This is a genomic window from Pedobacter sp. BS3 (assembly GCF_008274585.1).
GTDB lineage: Bacteria > Bacteroidota > Bacteroidia > Sphingobacteriales > Sphingobacteriaceae > Hufsiella_A.
In genome coordinates this window covers 142192-160064 of the sequence record NZ_VTRT01000002.1, presented here as the reverse complement: position 1 = coordinate 160064, position 17873 = coordinate 142192, and the positions used below count along the sequence as shown (strand labels likewise).

The following is a 17873-nucleotide window of genomic DNA, read 5'->3' as shown; positions in this document are numbered from 1 at the left end:
AACAAGAAGCTAAATGTAAGTTAAAAGTGGCGAGTTGAAGGTTTAATGTAAACTAGACGCAAAAAGTCTAACGCGATGTGAATGATGAATTTAGGTTTGCGAAAATAGTCAGCGTACAGCATAATTTATACTTGATGCCCGATGCCAACAAACCAAACAACTAACAAACTAAATAACAATTATTTATACACTTAATTAAATTAAAAAACCATGAAAAAGTTGTACTTTTTGTTTATCGTGCTATTTGCGATAACAGTAACACAAGCATGGGCGCAAGCCACTACCTATTATGTTAAACCAGCTACCGATGGCGGCGACAACAACAATAATGGTCTTAGCTGGGCAACAGCCAAAGCAACCATTGCTGGCGCTATTACTGCCGCCAACCCTGCCAATGGCGATATGATTTTTGTGGCCAAAGGCACTTACACCGCCAACAGCGGTTCGGCTGTTATTAGTCCTGGTGCCAAAGTTGGTCTTAAATTTTATGGCGGCTTTACAGGAACGGAAACTTCCCCCGACCAAAGAGTATTTGGTACTACCTCTGCCGATAGCACCAATTTGGTGGGCAATAATTTCAGTGTTATTACTAACTATTCTGCTTCTGCATCAGCCATTACCACCACCCTTTACGATGGCTTTACCATCAAAGACGGTAATAGAGTAGGCAATGGTGGCGGCATGTATAACCAAAACATCGCCCTCATTACCGTTACCAACTGTATTTTTAAAAATAACAAAACCACTATCAGTGGATCTACCGTTACCAATGGCGGTGGTATGTGGAACAGTAATAGTGACGTTAACGTTAGCAACTGTATTTTTGTAGGCAACACTTCAAGTGGCAGTGGTGCCAGTATATACAACACCAACAACCAAATTACCGTTACTGATTGTAAATTTTATGGCAACACCGCCCAAAAGAACGGTGGTGGTGGGTTGTTGGCCTCAACAGGTTCATCGGCTACTATTACTAACTGTGTATTTGAGGGTAATAAAACGAATGCCGGAAATGGTGCCGCCGTATCAACTTATCATACGGATGCCGCTAATCCAACTGCTGTTAGCGTGAGCAACTGTACCTTTACACGCAATGCAGCCACAGGCACGGGTGGCGGTATGTACAACTATCAAAATATTACCATTACTGTTTCGGGCTGTACTTTTACAGACAATACGGCAACCACCGATGGTGGCGGTATATTCAACAACCCTTCTGCCAATGCCACTATTACCGATTGTACCTTTACGGGCAATATAGCAACCCAAAATGGCGGCGGTCTATACAATTCCGCTTCTGCAAATGGCGCTATTACCAACTGTACTTTTACAAGCAACATAGCAAATAACACAGCTGTGGCCACTGGCGGAGGCGGTTTATTCAGCACCGATGCCGGCCCTGTTATTACCTATTGTAAGTTTATAGGTAATAAGGCGGCTAATGGTGGCAGTATCCTGCTTACCAATGCTGCTGCTACAACTAAGTTTGTTAACTGCCTTTTTTCGGGTAATATGGCAACTAATGCAGGTGGTGCAAGCTATATTAATAATAGTGGCACAGGCAACTCCAGTACCCCCTCTTTTATCAACTGTACCATTGCGGCCAATTATGCCAAAAACAATGGCGGTGGCCTATACAACACAGGTAGCAACAGCGGTACTACCGTTACAGTTACCAATTGCATTATTTATGGCAACAGCAGTGGCATAGCAAACAATGGCACCGCAGGGGCTACTGCCACCGTTACTTATAGCAATGTACAATATACAGGAGAAAATAACGAGGTAGATTATAGCAGTGGCACAGGCAATTTCAACGTAGACCCTAAGTTTACCAGCTTACCTGCATATAGCAGCACCGCACCTGTTACCACAGGCGATTATACTTTGCAAAACACATCTCAGGCAATTAATGCGGGCGATAACAATGCCATTAGCGGCTACACTACTGACCTTTTGGGTAGTCCGCGTGTGTATAATGATGTTACGGTGGATATGGGCGCTTATGAGTACCAGGGTGTTTTGCCTGTTAAGTTAAGCTCGTTTACCGCACAAAAACAGGGCGAAAACATACAGTTGAGCTGGGCTACCGCATCAGAAACCAATAATTCACATTTTGAAGTACTGCGTTCAGACGGTAGCGGGTTTAAGGTGATAACTACTGTGCAGGGTAACGGTACAAGCGATCAGGCGCATACGTACAGCTATACCGATACGCACCCTTTGGCAGGTGTATCGTATTACCAGCTACGCCAGGTAGACGTTGATGGCCAGTCTGAGCTTTCGGAAATTATCCCCGTTAAGATGGATTTACAAGCATCTGAACTGAAAGTGTACGCCTCAACCGCTAAACGGCAGGTAGCGGTATGGTTCTATACCGAAAATGCCGGGGCCGGAAAAATCACCATTACCGATGTAAACGGTCGCAAAATAGCTTCCGGTACACCAACTGTAGAAAAAGGGTATAACAAATTTGAGTTGCCGGCAAGGTTACAAAAAGGAGTAAACATACTTGCCTTAACCGTAAACGGAGAGAAATACACCGCTAAGTTTATCGCAGAATAAACCCTTTGATTTTAAAGAGGATGGGCTGACTAAAAAGCTCTCGTCATCCCGATCCCGAAGTCTCGGGAGAGGGATCTCCGTCAGAAGTGCTTAGGAAGAAGATTTTGCTTCGCAGCTACTTCGTGATATTACCATATTGCCTGTTTCCCTGGTTACATTCTCAGGATTAAAACAGGGGAATATGGCACAGTTAAGCTGGGAAACCATGTCAGAGCAAAATAATCATCATTTTGAGATACTTCGTGCTTCTGCGAACCAGGATTTTACAAAAATCAAAACAGTAATAGGGCATGGGACAAGCAATAGCCGGAATACATATAGTATAACGGACTTTTATCCTTTAGCCGGAACAAATTATTATAAGCTGGTTCAGGTAGATGATAATGGCTCGGCTACAGCGGCAAAGGATATTGTAGCCTTAACCTTTGGTGAACAACCGGGCAGGTTAAAAGTATATGCCCCGGATAATAGTCAAATAGATATTCTGTATCATGCTCAAACAACAGAAAAAGCAACGATTCAGCTTACCGATATATCAGGGCGTAAGTTATACTTGAGGGAGGTCAACATAACTAAAGGAGACAATACAATAACCATTCCTGTTGTACTGTCAAACGGTGTTTACGTGGCTACACTGGTAACCCATATCATAAAATCAAGTGTGAAATTTTTAAAATGAACTAAGTTTTATGGAGAAACTTACTTACGAAACGGTTAATCCCGTGTTGATTAATGTGTTAACGGCTTCCCTTTTTAAGAGGGAAGCCTTAATTCTCGATTCGTGAATTGAGAAGGCTATGTTTCTAAAATATGTTATTGTATTACAGGCAGCGGAGCATACGTATAGCAAATAGCTTTCTGATGGTCTTTCGAGTGCTTATTGTTACATAACAAAGCAGAAGAAACCTTTTGAAAACTTGATAAAAGTCACTAATATTACGCTGACTAAAATGAGTAATTCTAACCAACAAACAGAGATTTAATTAGTATGCAAAGACGAGAGGCACTAAAAAATGTTGCTTTCCTGCTGGGAAGTGCCGTTTCTGCCACTACATTAAGCATTGTTCTGGATGGCTGTAAGCCCGGAACAGGTAAAAAAACAGGCGATCTGTTTACAGAAGATCAGAATAAACTGGTTGATGAGATAGCCGACACCATTATCCCCACAACAAGTACGCCCGGCGCTAAAGCGGCCGGAGTAGGTTCATTTGTAACCATGATGGTTAAAGAATGTTATCCCGAAAACGTTCAGAACGATTTTCTGAAAGGCTTGGACGATGTAGATTCACGTTCTAAAAAAGCCTTTAGCAAAACATTTACAGCGTTAAGTGCTGAGCAAAGAAATCAGGTTTTAAAGGCTCTTGCCGATGATACCATTCAGCAGAAAAAGGATGATAAGGGAAAAGAGACCAAAGATAAGAGCAAGAAAGCTGCTGATAAAAGCAAGTACGAAGCTAAAGTGTATTTTTTCCAGTTGATACGTGAGCTTACCCTGCTGGGATATTTTACATCAGAAATTGGCGCCAAGCAAGCGTTAGCTTATGTAGCTATACCTGGCCGTTACGATGGCTGTACTGATTTAAAACCCGGACAAAAAGCCTGGGCAATGTAATATCTCTTAACCTGAATTAAATAATGAATATTAATAATAAAGCACAAGAACAACATACATACGATGCCATCGTAATAGGTTCAGGCATCAGCGGCGGATGGGCTGCCAAAGAGCTGACCGAAAAAGGCTTAAAAGTGCTCATGCTGGAGCGTGGCGAAAATATTGAGCACATAAAAGATTATGATACAGCCATGAAAGCTCCCTGGGAGTTCAAGCATCGCGGACGCTTAACCCAGGAGCAGATAAAAACACATCCCGTACAGATACGCGATTACCCGTATTCAGAGTTCAATGAAAAATGGTGGGTAAACGATCTGGAATGTCCTTATACCGAAGTAAAGCGCTTCGATTGGTACCGTGGATTTCATGTCGGTAGCAAATCCCTGATGTGGGGGCGTCAGAGCTATCGCATAGGCGATATTGATTTTGAAGCGAATGCTAAGGATGGTCATGGGATAGATTGGCCTATCCGTTACAAGGATATTGCGCCCTGGTATGATTACGTAGAAAAATTTGCCGGTATCAGTGGCCAGGCCGAAGGTTGGGCTCAACTGCCCGATGGTCATTTTCTGCCGCCCATGGAAATGAACTGCGTAGAGAAATCGGTGAAAAAGCGCATAGAAGACCATTATAAACGTACCCGTATCATGACTATAGGCCGGGTGGCCAACCTCACCGTACCGCATAATGGTCGTGGAAATTGCCAGTACCGCAACCTGTGTAGCCGGGGCTGTCCGTTTGGGGCCTATTTCAGCACACAATCGGCTACGCTTCCGGCAGCAATGGCAACTGGTAATCTCACGGTAAGGCCATTCTCCATCGTGAATTCCATTATCTACGATAAAGACACAAAAAAGGCCAAAGGCGTGCTGGTTATCGATGCCCAGACCAAAGAGAATATGGAGTTCTACTCCAAAATTATCTTCGTGAATGGCTCAACGCTGGGAACAGCCTTTGTATTGCTTAACTCAACTTCAGATACTTTCCCTGACGGACTGGGTAACAGCAGCGGACAATTGGGACATAACCTGATGGATCACCACTTCCGTTGCGGCGCTTCCGGCGATGTAGAAGGCTTTGACGATAAATATTATTACGGTCGCCGGGCGAATGGCATATACGTGCCACGTTACCGTAATCTCGGGAACGATAAACGCGATTATGTACGTGGTTTCGGTTACCAGGGCGGAGCAAGTCGCTCCGGATGGCAGCGCAATATTGCCGAGCTGGCCTTTGGCGCCGACTTTAAAGAAGAAGTTACCAAACCCGGACCATGGAAAATGGGATTAGGCGGTTTCGGCGAAACACTGCCTTACTATGAGAACCGGGTCTACATTGATCATTCTAAAAAGGATAAATGGGGGCAGCCTGTATTGGCTATCGACTGTGAGTTTAAAGAGAACGAAGCAAAAATGCGGATAGACATGATGAACGATGCCGCCGAAATGCTGGAAATTGCCGGCGTAAAGAATGTTAAAACCTACGATAACGGCTCATATCCCGGTATGGCTATCCACGAAATGGGTATCGCCCGCATGGGTAACGATCCTAAAACTTCGGTGCTTAACAAATGGAACCAAATGCACGATGTAAAGAACGTATTTGTTACCGATGGCTCTTGTATGACATCAACAGCCTGTCAGAATCCATCATTAACCTATATGGCATTAACCGCCCGTGCCTGCGATTACGCAGTAAAGGAACTGAAAAAGATGAATATTTAAGGAAGGTGAAAAGGTAGAGGGCATAAGGTTTAAGGTGAGAAACAAGAACATAGAAACAAGAGAAAAGACAAGAAGCAGAAACAACTCCCTCTTCCGCCAACTGGCGGAGTTGGAGTGAGGCTTAACAACGGACAACAAACAAGTGAACAGAAAACTTAGAATGGGTATGATCGGTGGCGGCAAAGATGCCTTTATAGGCGCCGTACACCGTATCGCTGCCAATATGGACGGGCAGATTGAGCTATGCTGCGGTGCATTGAGCATACATCCCGAAATTGCTATTGAATCCGGGAAAATGTTATTCCTTCCCGAAGACCGTATTTACATGAATTATGAGGAAATGATTACGAAAGAAAGTCAGCTTCCTCCCGAAAAACGTATTGATTTTATCACCATTGTAACTCCCAATTTTGCGCATTTTGCACCGGCCATGATGGCTTTGGAGCACGGGTTCAACGTGGTTATCGAAAAGCCGATCACGCTTTCGCTCGAAGAAGCCAAACAGCTTCGGCAGAAAGTAGCGGAAACCGGCCTGACGCTGTGCTTAACGCACACTTATTCCGGTTACCCGATGGTAAAGCAGGCACGCCAGATGGTAAAAGAAGGCAAATTCGGCGCTATCCGTAAGGTGATGGTAGAATATCCGCAAGGGTGGTTAAGCACGCTGACCGAAAGGGAAGGCAATGCTGGTGCTGCCTGGCGTACAGACCCCAAAAAGAGCGGTAAAAGCGGTAGCATGGGCGATATCGGCACACATGCCGCTCAGCTTACCGAATACATTTCAGGTCTGAAGATTACTAAGATCTGTGCCGATCTGAATATTGTTGTTCCCGGTCGCGGGCTTGATGATGACGGAAACGTGCTGCTCAAATTTGATAATGGCGCAAACGGTGTACTGATAGCTACACAGATTGCGGCAGGCGAAGAAAATGCGTTAAAAATAAAAGTGTACGGTGAAAAAGGCGGATTAGAATGGCACCAGATGGAACCCAATACCTTATTGGTAAAATGGCTGAATGAGCCAACACAGGTTTACCGTGCTGGAAGCGCTTATCTGTCAGATGCGGCAAAACATAACACACGGGTTCCCGCCGGACATCCGGAAGGTTACCTGGAAGCCTTTGCCAATATTTACAGGAATTTCGCCCAGACACTCACCGCAAAAATCAGCGGACAGCAGCCATCTGAATATATGCTTGATTTTCCAACTGCAGAAGATGGCGTACGTGGAATGGCCTTTATTGAAAATGTGGTAGCATCCGGCCAGTCAGACCAGAAATGGACGGATTTTATTGTATAGCTTTGAGTAGAAACAAGAGTCAAGACAAGAGAGGCAAAAGGTAGAAGGTTCAAGGCTCAATACCTAAGTTAGAAACAAGAACATAGAAACAAGACAAAAAGCATAATCTTACCCCCCTTCCGCCAGCCGGCGGAGGGTTGGGGGAGAGGCTCAACAACAAAATGACAACCATAAAAGGACCAGCCGTTTTTTTAGCCCAGTTCATCAGCGACGAAGCCCCATTCAATTCGTTAGATGGAATTTGTAAATGGGCAGCAGATCTTGGGTTTATAGGCATTCAGATGCCCACGCTCGATAAGCGCTTTATCGATTTGCAGCTGGCAGCCGAAAGTAAAACCTATGCCGACGAGCTTAAAGGAAAAATAGCGGAGCATGGCCTGGCAATTACCGAATTGTCAACGCATTTGCAGGGACAACTGATAGCGGTGCATCCCGCATACGACGACTTATTTGACGCATTTGCTCCCGAAAATATGCGAGGCAATCCTAAAGCACGTACCGAATGGGCTGTTCAGCAACTAAACTATGCGGCAAAAGCATCCCAAAACCTGGGCTTAAATGCACATGCAACCTTTAGCGGTTCATTGCTCTGGCAATATTTTCATCCCTGGCCGCAGCGTCCGCCGGGATTGGTTGAAGACGGTTTTCAGGAACTGGCAAAACGCTGGCTTCCTATCCTGAATGCCTTTGATGAATGTGGGGTTGATGTGTGTTATGAGATACATCCCGGCGAGGATTTATTTGACGGACAAACCTATGAGCTGTTCCTGGATAAGGTAAATCAGCATCCCCGGGCATGTTTGCTATATGATCCCTCGCATTTTGTACTGCAACAGCTGGATTATATCCAGTATATTGATTTTTATCATGAACGTATAAAGGCATTCCATGTCAAAGATGCGGAGTTTAATCCTACCGGCAGGCAGGGAACGTTTGGCGGTTACCAGAACTGGGCCGATCGGGCGGGACGATACCGCTCTCCCGGCGATGGACAGGTTGACTTCAAGACCATATTCAGCAAGCTGACACAATATGACTATACCGGTTGGGCTGTAATGGAGTGGGAGTGCTGCATCAAAAACCAGGAAGATGGAGCCAGGGAAGGCGCTGAGTTTATTAAAGATCACATCATCCGGGTAACCGATAAAGCATTTGACGATTTTGCCGCATCGGGTGGCGATGCCGGGTTTAACAAAAAGATACTGGGACTGGATTAAGTTGAAAGTTTAAAGTGAAAAGTTGAGCGTAGCGAAATCCCGACCTTTCGGGAATAAAATATACGCAGAAAGAATAAATACCATTAAATTAGAAAGAGTAAACCACAACAATAGATTAATCACCAAATGAAGAAACTAATCATTTTAGGATGCACGTTAATGGCACTGGCATCTTGCGGAAGCAATGAACAATCTGGCAGTACTACAGATACTACAGCGGTTCTAAGCCCTACAAATAATGGAAACCGCACTACCACAGATACTATGGATACAAAATCGGCGGGCGATTTCACCAAGGGAAGCATGTTAATTTCACAGTCCGACTGCGTTGGATGTCATAAAGAAGACAGCAAGCTGGTAGGGCCTGCCTATAAGGATGTTGCCGCCAAATATCCTTCTACCGATGAGAATGTGGAGCATCTTGCCGACAAAATTATCAGCGGCGGTAAAGGCGTGTGGGGAGAAGTTCCGATGACGGCACATCCTGCACTAAGTAAAGCCGATGCTGAGGAAATGGTAAAATACATTCTATCTTTGAAATAATTAACTAAGCACAATACCTGAATGATGGAAAATAAAAAATCAGACAATTCCTTTTCCCGGAGGGATTTTGTTAAAAGTGGCGCCCTGGCATTGGGTGGCTTTATGATTGTTCCCCGGCACGTGCTGGGCGGAAAAGGCTTTCTTGCCCCCAGCGACCGTTTGGTTGTTGCCGGTGTAGGTGTGGGCGGCAAAGGAAAATCAGACATTGCCAACTTTTACAAAAGTGGTAAAGCCGATATCGCTTACTTGTGCGATGTAGATACACGCCGTGCTGCCGATAGCGTAAATGCTTTCCCTAAAGCTAAATATTATAAAGACTGGCGGGAGCTATTTGATAAGGAAGCGAAAAAGTTCGATGCCGTTTCTGTTTCTACACCCGACCATAACCACGCTGTAATTGCTGCGGCTGCCATGCAGTTGGGTAAGCACGTATACGTTCAAAAGCCCTTAACACACGATTTATACGAAGCCCGCAAGCTCACCGAGCTGGCACGCCGGTATAAAGTAGTAACCCAGATGGGCAACCAGGGTGCATCCAATGACGGGCCACGTATTATGAAAGAATGGTATGATGCCGGTCTGATTGGCGATGTGCATACCGTTTATGCCTGGACAAACCGTCCCGTATGGCCGCAAGGTATTCCCTGGCCAACCGCCAAAGCTGAAGTTCCGAAAGAGCTGGATTGGGATTTATGGCTGGGAACAGCGCCGTACAAAGACTATGTAGAAAAGCTGGTTCCGTTTAACTGGCGTGGCTGGTGGGATTACGGTACCGGCGCTTTGGGCGATATGGGTTGCCACCTGGTAGAAACTCCGTTCAGCGTGCTGAACCTGAAATACGCTACAGATGTACAAGCAAGTGTCGGAACCGTATACGTAGACGAATTTAAACGCGGATATTTCCCCGAAAGTTGCCCGCCGTCAAGCCATGTAACGCTTACATTCCCTAAAACAGATAAAACACAAGGCCCGGTTACTGTGCACTGGATGGATGGCGGCATACAGCCTGAACGTCCCGAAGAGCTTGGCCCGAACGATTTATTTGGTGATGGTGGAAACGGCACGTTGTTTATCGGTACCAAAGGAAAAATGATGAACAGTACCTACGGAGCGAATCCGCGGTTGTTACCATTAAGCCGTAACCAGGAGGTAAATGTGCCGCAGAAATTCAAACGCGTTCCCGGCGAAGCCAATGGCCACTACGGGCAATGGGTGGAAGCCTGTATCGCAGGTTATGGTAAGCATGAAGTTAGCTCGCCGTTTGAAATTGCGGGGCCGTTAACCGAAGCCCTGTTAATGGCAAACCTTGCTATCCGCGGATATGAGATACGCAAACCAAAAGCTAACGGAAAAGGTTTTGACTATCCCGGACAGTACATTAAATACCAATGGGATAACGCAGCCATGAAAGTTACCAACTTTGACGATGTGAACCAGTTTGTAAAACGCGATTACCGTCAGGGATGGTCGTTGCCTTCGTAATAGGGTTGGCACTGTAGTCAGGTCAATTATAAAATTAATGCGTAGATTTATTTATGCTGTTGATTTTAAGTGTGTTACCTGTTTTTGCTTTTTGAATTTTTACTTTTGACTTAATATATAAACTTTAAAAGATATGACAAAGAATATTATTACAGCTGCAGTAATAGCACTTACTGTTAGTAGCCAGGTGCTTCAAAGCTGTGCATCAACAAAACCAATGGAAAAAAATAATCACCTTAAAGGCGGATGGGTATCGCTGTTTGACGGTAAAACCACCAATGGCTGGCACACGTACGGCAGTACTGTTGCCAAAGGCGCATGGAAAGTAGAAGATGGGGTATTGCACCTGGATGCTTCGTTAAACAAAAAAGGTGAGGGCGGTGATCTGGTCACCAACGAAGAATTTGGTGATTTTGACCTGAAGCTGGAATGGAAAATATCTCCCAAAGGAAACAGCGGGATTATTTTTTACGTGCATGAAGACCCTGCCCAATACAAACATACGTATAACACCGGCCCTGAAATGCAGGTGTTAGATAACGACGGTCACCCGGATGGTAAAATTCATAAGCACCGTGCCGGTGATCTGTATGATCTGATCCCTTGTACCAAAGAAACAGTAAAGCCGGTAGGCGAGTGGAACCAGGCCGAGATCATTAGCAAAGGCGGTAAACTGGACTTCTACCTGAATGGAACAAAGGTGGTTTCTACAACCCTGTGGGATGATAACTGGAAAAAGATGGTTGCGGGCAGCAAATTTGCCACCATGCCGGGTTTTGGAACCTTTAAAACCGGTAAAATTGCGTTACAAGATCATGGAAACGATGTTTGGTACCGAAATATCATGATTAAGAAACTGTAGAATATATGTTATGAGTTACCTGCTGTGTGTTACGCGTTATTGTAACTTACAACAGGTAACTCATAACCCGTAACAATAAAACCAAATGAACCTAACTAACCGAATTAAACTATCAACCATGATGTTCCTGGAGTTTTTTATCTGGGGAGCATGGTTTGTAACGCTGGGTACCTTCCTTGGTAAAAACCTGTCGGCTTCAGGGACGCAGATAGGTCTGGCGTATCTTACACAATCTATCGGAGCCATTATAGCGCCGTTTATCATCGGTTTAATAGCCGATAAGTTCTTTTCCGCACAAAAAATTCTGGGCGTTCTGCACCTGGTAGGCGCCGTGCTGTTATGGCTGGCTTCGTCTGCGGCAAATTTTGACGCATTCTTCCCCGAAATACTGGTTTATATGGTACTGTTTATGCCAACCCTGGCCCTGGTAAACTCTGTGTCCTTTCGGCAAATGAAAGATCCCGGCAAGGAATTTCCACCCATCAGGGTTTTAGGAACCATCGGCTGGATAGTTGCCGGGTTGATTATTGGCTGGCTGAGCTGGGAGCAAAGCAACCAGCTACAACTAACCTTTAAAACGGCAGCGGGTGCATCAGCTTTGTTAGGATTGCTGAGCTTTACCCTTCCGGCAACGCCTCCGGTTAAGCGGAATGAAAAAACAACAATTTCAGATATTCTGGGATTAGAAGCGCTACGTCTGTTGGGTAATAAATCATACCGTTTGTTTTTCCTTTCTTCGGTTGCGATCTGTATACCGCTGGCATTTTATTACAACTTTACCAACCTGTTTTTAAACGAGGCAGGAATGAAATCAGCCGCAGGTGTACAATCTCTCGGACAGGTATCAGAAACGTTGTTTATGCTGCTTATTCCCGTGTTTTTTATCCGGCTGGGAGTAAAGAAAATGTTGGCGTTGGGTATGTTTGCCTGGGTGCTGCGGTATGTACTGTTTGCGTTCGGCAATGTAGACGCTAACTACTGGATGCTGATAGTCGGAATTGTATTACACGGAATTTGCTACGATTTCTTCTTTGTAACCGGGCAGATCTATACCGATAATCTTGCCGGGGAGCGCTTTAAAAGTGCAGCCCAGGGCATGATCACATTGGCAACTTATGGTGTTGGCATGCTTATCGGCTCGCTGGTTTCCGGGCCAATTGTTGACCGCTATGCTACTGCCGGAGCCCATGACTGGCAAACCATCTGGCTTATCCCGGCAGGTATAGCCGCAATTGTTTTCTTATTGTTTATTCTTCTTTTCAATGATAAAGCCTCCCGGCAGCCACTGGCAGACAACCCGCTGGAAGAAGAAAAATTAAACCCATTGGTATGAGCACACAAAACAGAAGGGACGCTATTAAGAGCATGATGGCGGGTACAGCGGTAGTTGCCGCATCGGGTATGCTAAGCTCGTTTACGTCCTTGCCGGAAACTATGGAGTATAAATTAAAAGGAAATATCAACCACAGCGTTTGCCAGTGGACGTTTAAACAGCTGTCTATGGATGAGTTATGCGTTGAAGTAAAGAAACTGGGGCTTCATGCTATTGATCTGTTAGCTCCCAAAGATTGGCCCACACTTCAAAAACACGGGCTTATTTGCAGCATGTGTTACATCCCCGGCAAGGTAAGCCTTACCGATGGTTTTGCCGGAAAAGAGTTTCATGCATCGCTCATTAAGGATTATGAAGAAGGTATTCCGCTGGTGGCAAAAGCGGGCTACAAAAACCTGATCTGTTTTAGCGGCAACCGCCGGGGCATGGACGATGAAACCGGGTTGAAGAACTGCGTGGAAGGGCTAAAAAAGATACTTCCGCTTGCCGAAAAGAACAATGTAGTCCTGGTCATGGAATTACTGAACAGCAAAGTGAACCACAAGGATTATATGTGCGATCATACCGCCTGGGGAGTAGAGCTGTGTAAACGCTTGGGCAGCGAAAACTTTAAGCTGCTGTACGATATCTATCACATGCAGGTAGACGAAGGTAATGTGATACAAAATATCCGCGATCATCATCAATACATAGCGCATTACCATACCGCGGGAGTGCCGGGGCGACATGAAATAGACGATAGCCAGGAATTGTATTATCCGGCCATTATGAAGGCCATTGTAGAAACCGGCTTTAAAGGATATGTCGCCCAGGAGTTTATTCCCGTTCATGAAGACAAAATCGGTTCTTTAAGGGATGCTATACGCATCTGCGATGTATAGGGCCGTATCCAAAATCAAACTTAAGAAATGACAACACGAAGAGATTTTATAAAACAAACCGGGCTGGCCGCTGCAGCGGTTATGTTTGTGCCATCACTGGCCTGTACAACTGTGGGTATAAGCAGGAAAGCCGGTATACAACTTTACACCCTACGCGATCTGCTGCCTAAAGATGTACGCGGTGTGATCGCCAAAGTAGCAGGTGCCGGTTATGAGGAAGTAGAACCCTTTGGATATAGCGTAAAAGATGGTTTCTGGGGACTTCCGGCGAAGGATTTTGCACAGCTTTTAAAAGAAAACAACCTGAAGGCGCCCAGCGCCCATTACGATATGACCACTTATATCAATGGCGATGACACGGTGTTTAAGTCGTATATTGACGCTGCTCACGTATTAGGACATCAGTATATTGTAGTGCCGTGGCTGGATGAGAAGCTGCGTACCTCCATTGACAATTATAAATCGATAGCTGCAAAATTTAATCAGGCCGGTGAGTGGTGTAAAAAAGAAGGATTGCAGCTGGCGTATCATAATCATAATTTTGAGTTTCAGAAGCACGGAGACAGCATCGGCTATGATATTTTCCTGAAGGAAACCGATCCTGATCTGGTAAAGTTTGAGCTGGATCTGTACTGGGTGGTACGGGCAGGGTATAATCCTGTAAAGCTGTTTCAGCAGCATCCGGGCAGGTTTGTAATGTGGCATGTGAAGGATATGGATAAGCAGCATCCTGAGCTGAATACCGAGGTTGGCAATGGCAGCATTGATTTTAAACGGATTTTTGCATACCAGAAATTATCGGGCGTTCAGCACTTTTACATGGAGCAGGAAAACAACTACAAACCTAATGAACTGGAAAGTATCCGTGCCAGTTGCAGCTATATTAAGTCTGATCTGTTTACGGTTAAAGCGAAGTAGATTATCTTCTGGCCAACCCACAATATTTAGTTATCATCCTGGCTTGTCAGAAGACAGGCCGGGAAACAACATAGTTCCCCTAAAACCATTAACGGGTTTTGCTGTTTTTGCGGTAAACTAAAGTATATGATAAGAAGTTTTCCGCTCATTTGTATTTTCCTTTCCACAGTTTTCCGCATACAGGCGCAGGAATCACCCTACAAAACCAGTTTAAAAACAGATGGTATAGCCATAGGGGCAGGTATAGGATTAAGCTACCTGGGACTAACATTAATCAAAAATAAAGAGGGACTTTCGCCTGAAGAGGCACAGGCGCTTGCGGGTAATAAAAGCCGTGTGAATGGTTTTGACCGGTTTTCGGCCGGTTATTATTCTAAGCGTGCCGACAGGGACAGCTATTACCCGTTTTATGCATCGTTTGCCATGCCGGTGGTTGTTACGTTGTTTAATAAGGCCGAAAGACAAAAAGCCGGGCAGGTATTATCGCTTTTTGTAGAAACTATGGCCGTAACAGGTACATTGTATACACTGACGGCCGGCAATGTCAACCGTACGCGACCTTATGTATACGGTAACAAAATATCGATGGATGAAAAAACGAAGAACGGCGCCCGCCGGTCGTTTTTTGCCGGACATACGGCAGCAACAGCAGCAGCCACTTTTTTTGCTGCCAAAGTATACCAGGATTTTAATCCCTCGGCTACGCTGAAACCATATATCTGGACGGCGGCAGCCGCTATCCCGGCAACGGTAGGCTATTTACGGTTAAGAGCAGGAATGCATTTCCTGAGCGATAATATTATCGGTTACGCAATTGGCGCTGCATCGGGTATTATGGTGCCTCAGTTTCATAAAACCAATAAAAATAACCATCTTAGCCTAAGCCCCGTCATTACGCCGAACGGACAGCAGCTTATGGTTACATATACATTTCATTAATTTATAGGATGATTAAAAAGCATATTCTGGTTTTCAGCGTTGGTGCAATGTTGTTTACTTTTTGTCGTAACGGTAACCAGGGAAATAGTCAATTGCAGGAATTGAAAGCCCGGAAACAGGTTACAGATTCACTTATTCACGTAAAAGGATTGAATGTATTGGTGAAAGTGAAAGATCAGGACAAGTTGGTACCGGTAGAGGGAAAGAAGTTTCCGGCAAATATTGAAACAACGTATAATGTGCTGAAAGATGATCAGGGGCGGATTCTGTATGTAGGCGAAATGCCTTTTAGTGCAACTCAGGACTGGTTTATTGTATATAAAAGTTACTACGGCACCGATGGGAAGCTTTTTGCCTTTCAGCGGCTCAATAACTTTCTGCACAGCCGTTGTGCGCCAGGTGCAGCTATGGAAGATCTGACGGAGTACTTCGACGCTAAATTTAATGTAATAGACAGCACTTATACATTGAAAGATACTTATGGCAAGGCCCTGCAAAGAGATTCCTGTACATTCCCTTACAATTTTCCTTACCGGTTACATCACTCAACAGACGATTGGCAGGCACTAAAAAATAAGCGATAAGCAGTAAACGTTCCGTATAACTTTCCAAAAAATGCCCGATTAACAATCGGGATGCGTATTTTTGGATGGATTATGAATGTAAAGATTGTCCGCCTGATCGATGATATAAATCATTACCGAAAAACCAAGCTTTCTAACAAGCATTTTCTGGTCATTGCAGCGTTGCTGGTTGGAATTGTCGGTGGTGTGGCATCATCGGTATTGCAACTGCTGACACATCATATTGCCCGGTTCCTGCAAGACGGTTTGCATTGGAAATACAAGTTTGTTTTTTACCTGTTCTTTCCTATGATCGGTATCCTGCTTGCCGTAGCATACGTCAGGCGATTTATCCGTAAAGACAAATTTGAAACCGGTCTTACCCCGATATTATATGCCATTTCACAGAAATCGAGCCGGATACCCTTGCACAACATCTATTCGCAAATTATTACGGCAGCGGCAACAGTAGGTTTTGGCGGATCAGCAGGGCTGGAATCGCCCATTGTGTACAGCGGATCGGCTATAGGTTCAAACATTGGCCGTTTCTTCGGGCTAAGCTATCGCGAAACAACCATGTTGCTGGCCTGCGGAGCGGCAGCCGGCATTTCGGGAGTATTTAACAGCCCGATAGCCGGAATTGTATTTGCCGTAGAAATACTTTTGCCCGAATTTTCAATTCCGGCGTTTATTCCACTATTAATTGCAGCTGCAGTAGCCTCCATTGTATCTAAACTCATCTTTACCGAGCAGATATTCTACCTGGTTACCGAAGGCTGGGAAGTACGGGCGCTGTTCTTTTACCTGCTGATGGCTATTGCCATAGGTTTTTTTTCCATCTATGTAACCAAGCTGACCTACCTGGTCAAAGGTAACCTGGAAAAAATAAGCAATCCCTATTCTAAGGTTATCATCAGTGGCTTAGGATTAGGCCTGTTGATCTTTATCTTCCCGGTATTGTATGGCGAGGGGTATATCACTATCAAAGAATTGCTGATCGGTAATTACAGGACATTACTGCAAAACGGACTTTTTGAAACCTACCAGCAGTTTAACTGGGTAATATTGCTTATAGCATTATTGACCTTATTTGGCAAATCGCTTGCCGCCATGATCACGCTGTATTCCGGCGGTAATGCCGGCATATTTGCTCCCAGCCTGGTAATGGGTGGCCTGTTGGGCTTTGTGTTTGCATTTGCCATTAACCTTACGGGATTGTTTACCCTCAATATTTCCAACTTTATTGTAGCCGGTATGGCGGGCGCTTTAAGCGGAATTATGCATGCACCTTTAACAGGAGTTTTCCTTATTGCGGAGATAACCGGCGGATATGCGCTTATGGTTCCGCTGATGCTGGTATCGGCCATTTCATATTTCATTAATAAAGCCAGCCAGCGGTACAGTATTTACACCAAAGTGCTGGCCGAAAAAGGCGAATTGCTGACGCACGAAGATAAAGACCGCACAGTTATCCAGATGATGAAGCTGAAATACCTTATCGAGAAGAATTTTATAGAGCTTCATCCCGAAGATACACCGCAGGAAAACAGCGCAGCTATTATCCATTCCAAACGCAATGTATTCCCGGTTACCCGGGATGGTAAGCTGGTGGGTATTGTTTACAGCGAGCCTCTGTTTGAAGCGCTGGTTAATAACCAGGAAGTCACCGTAAAAGAGCTGATGCAACAGCCTGCCGGCATTATTCACACCAACGACGCCATGACGGATGTGATGCAGAAAATGGATAAGCAGGATATCTGGATACTGCCTGTTTTAGATGAAGATGATAACTACGTAGGTTTTGTATCCAAGTCGTCCATCTTTAATAAATACCGGGCCCTGATGATACGGCAAAACCGGTACTGGCAATAGGGAATAAGGTCTTGTTGTAACTTCGAATACTTATATATCTTTCCGTTGTTTTTCGATTTTAT

The 17873-nt window shown here is 44.9% G+C and carries 15 protein-coding genes; all 15 read left to right on the top strand.

The annotated features are described in order from the left end of the window. The first annotated feature begins 210 nt into the window (after window positions 1–210). Window positions 211–2565: a right-handed parallel beta-helix repeat-containing protein gene (locus FW774_RS06300; RefSeq protein ID WP_149347330.1), complete on the top strand. Its 2355-nt coding sequence runs from the start codon at window positions 211–213 to the stop codon at window positions 2563–2565. Between the two features lie 181 nt (window positions 2566–2746). Next, on the top strand, window positions 2747–3244 hold the full coding sequence (locus FW774_RS06295; RefSeq protein WP_149347329.1) for a T9SS type A sorting domain-containing protein: 498 nt from the start codon (window positions 2747–2749) through the stop codon (window positions 3242–3244). A 309-nt stretch (window positions 3245–3553) separates the two neighbouring features. Beyond that, the gene (locus tag FW774_RS06290) at window positions 3554–4177 is read left to right on the top strand and encodes a gluconate 2-dehydrogenase subunit 3 family protein (RefSeq protein ID WP_149347328.1); all 624 of its coding nucleotides are present in this window, start codon (window positions 3554–3556) and stop codon (window positions 4175–4177) included. A 23-nt stretch (window positions 4178–4200) separates the two neighbouring features. Next, window positions 4201–5901: a GMC oxidoreductase gene (locus FW774_RS06285; protein WP_187774832.1), complete on the top strand. Its 1701-nt coding sequence runs from the start codon at window positions 4201–4203 to the stop codon at window positions 5899–5901. A 142-nt stretch (window positions 5902–6043) separates the two neighbouring features. Then, window positions 6044–7201: a Gfo/Idh/MocA family protein gene (locus FW774_RS06280; RefSeq protein WP_242457752.1), complete on the top strand. Its 1158-nt coding sequence runs from the start codon at window positions 6044–6046 to the stop codon at window positions 7199–7201. Window positions 7202–7362: 161 nt separating this feature from the next. Continuing rightward, window positions 7363–8418, top strand: coding sequence for a sugar phosphate isomerase/epimerase family protein (locus FW774_RS06275; RefSeq protein ID WP_149347326.1), 1056 nt, complete (start codon window positions 7363–7365; stop codon window positions 8416–8418). Window positions 8419–8544: 126 nt separating this feature from the next. Next, window positions 8545–8961, top strand: coding sequence for a c-type cytochrome (locus FW774_RS06270; RefSeq protein ID WP_149347325.1), 417 nt, complete (start codon window positions 8545–8547; stop codon window positions 8959–8961). A 21-nt stretch (window positions 8962–8982) separates the two neighbouring features. Further along, window positions 8983–10443, top strand: coding sequence for a Gfo/Idh/MocA family protein (locus FW774_RS06265; RefSeq protein ID WP_149347324.1), 1461 nt, complete (start codon window positions 8983–8985; stop codon window positions 10441–10443). 133 nt (window positions 10444–10576) lie between these two features. Beyond that, entirely contained in the window at window positions 10577–11305 is a 729-nt protein-coding gene (locus FW774_RS06260) for a DUF1080 domain-containing protein (RefSeq protein WP_149347323.1), read from the top strand. Window positions 11306–11390: 85 nt separating this feature from the next. Further along, window positions 11391–12638, top strand: coding sequence for a nucleoside permease (locus tag FW774_RS06255; RefSeq protein ID WP_149347322.1), 1248 nt, complete (start codon window positions 11391–11393; stop codon window positions 12636–12638). After that, window positions 12635–13519, top strand: coding sequence for a hydroxypyruvate isomerase family protein (locus FW774_RS06250; RefSeq protein ID WP_149347321.1), 885 nt, complete (start codon window positions 12635–12637; stop codon window positions 13517–13519). The genes FW774_RS06255 and FW774_RS06250 overlap by 4 nt, the downstream gene beginning before the upstream one ends. Window positions 13520–13546: 27 nt before the next feature. Continuing rightward, on the top strand, window positions 13547–14437 hold the full coding sequence (locus FW774_RS06245; RefSeq protein WP_149347320.1) for a sugar phosphate isomerase/epimerase family protein: 891 nt from the start codon (window positions 13547–13549) through the stop codon (window positions 14435–14437). Between the two features lie 126 nt (window positions 14438–14563). After that, window positions 14564–15376, top strand: a complete 813-nt coding sequence (locus tag FW774_RS06240) for a phosphatase PAP2 family protein (RefSeq protein ID WP_149347319.1) — start codon at window positions 14564–14566, stop codon at window positions 15374–15376. 8 nt (window positions 15377–15384) lie between these two features. Next, window positions 15385–15960 (top strand): hypothetical protein, encoded by a 576-nt coding sequence (locus tag FW774_RS06235; RefSeq protein WP_149347318.1) that lies wholly within the window; start codon window positions 15385–15387, stop codon window positions 15958–15960. Window positions 15961–16032: 72 nt separating this feature from the next. Continuing rightward, a complete protein-coding gene (locus tag FW774_RS06230) occupies window positions 16033–17811 on the top strand; it encodes a chloride channel protein (RefSeq protein WP_149347317.1) in 1779 nt (592 codons plus the stop codon). Window positions 17812–17873: the final 62 nt, after the last annotated feature.

What these genes read in the sequence shown, in the direction of transcription:
- FW774_RS06300 (WP_149347330.1), top strand. Translation starts at nt 211, where the DNA reads ATGAAAAAGTTGTACTTTTTGTTTATCGTGCTATTTGCGATAACAGTA.
- FW774_RS06295 (WP_149347329.1), top strand. Translation starts at nt 2,747, where the DNA reads ATGGCACAGTTAAGCTGGGAAACCATGTCAGAGCAAAATAATCATCAT.
- FW774_RS06290 (WP_149347328.1), top strand. Translation starts at nt 3,554, where the DNA reads ATGCAAAGACGAGAGGCACTAAAAAATGTTGCTTTCCTGCTGGGAAGT.
- FW774_RS06285 (WP_187774832.1), top strand. Translation starts at nt 4,201, where the DNA reads ATGAATATTAATAATAAAGCACAAGAACAACATACATACGATGCCATC.
- FW774_RS06275 (WP_149347326.1), top strand. Translation starts at nt 7,363, where the DNA reads ATGACAACCATAAAAGGACCAGCCGTTTTTTTAGCCCAGTTCATCAGC.
- FW774_RS06270 (WP_149347325.1), top strand. Translation starts at nt 8,545, where the DNA reads ATGAAGAAACTAATCATTTTAGGATGCACGTTAATGGCACTGGCATCT.
- FW774_RS06265 (WP_149347324.1), top strand. Translation starts at nt 8,983, where the DNA reads ATGATGGAAAATAAAAAATCAGACAATTCCTTTTCCCGGAGGGATTTT.
- FW774_RS06260 (WP_149347323.1), top strand. Translation starts at nt 10,577, where the DNA reads ATGACAAAGAATATTATTACAGCTGCAGTAATAGCACTTACTGTTAGT.
- FW774_RS06255 (WP_149347322.1), top strand. Translation starts at nt 11,391, where the DNA reads ATGAACCTAACTAACCGAATTAAACTATCAACCATGATGTTCCTGGAG.
- FW774_RS06250 (WP_149347321.1), top strand. Translation starts at nt 12,635, where the DNA reads ATGAGCACACAAAACAGAAGGGACGCTATTAAGAGCATGATGGCGGGT.
- FW774_RS06245 (WP_149347320.1), top strand. Translation starts at nt 13,547, where the DNA reads ATGACAACACGAAGAGATTTTATAAAACAAACCGGGCTGGCCGCTGCA.
- FW774_RS06240 (WP_149347319.1), top strand. Translation starts at nt 14,564, where the DNA reads ATGATAAGAAGTTTTCCGCTCATTTGTATTTTCCTTTCCACAGTTTTC.
- FW774_RS06235 (WP_149347318.1), top strand. Translation starts at nt 15,385, where the DNA reads ATGATTAAAAAGCATATTCTGGTTTTCAGCGTTGGTGCAATGTTGTTT.
- FW774_RS06230 (WP_149347317.1), top strand. Translation starts at nt 16,033, where the DNA reads ATGAATGTAAAGATTGTCCGCCTGATCGATGATATAAATCATTACCGA.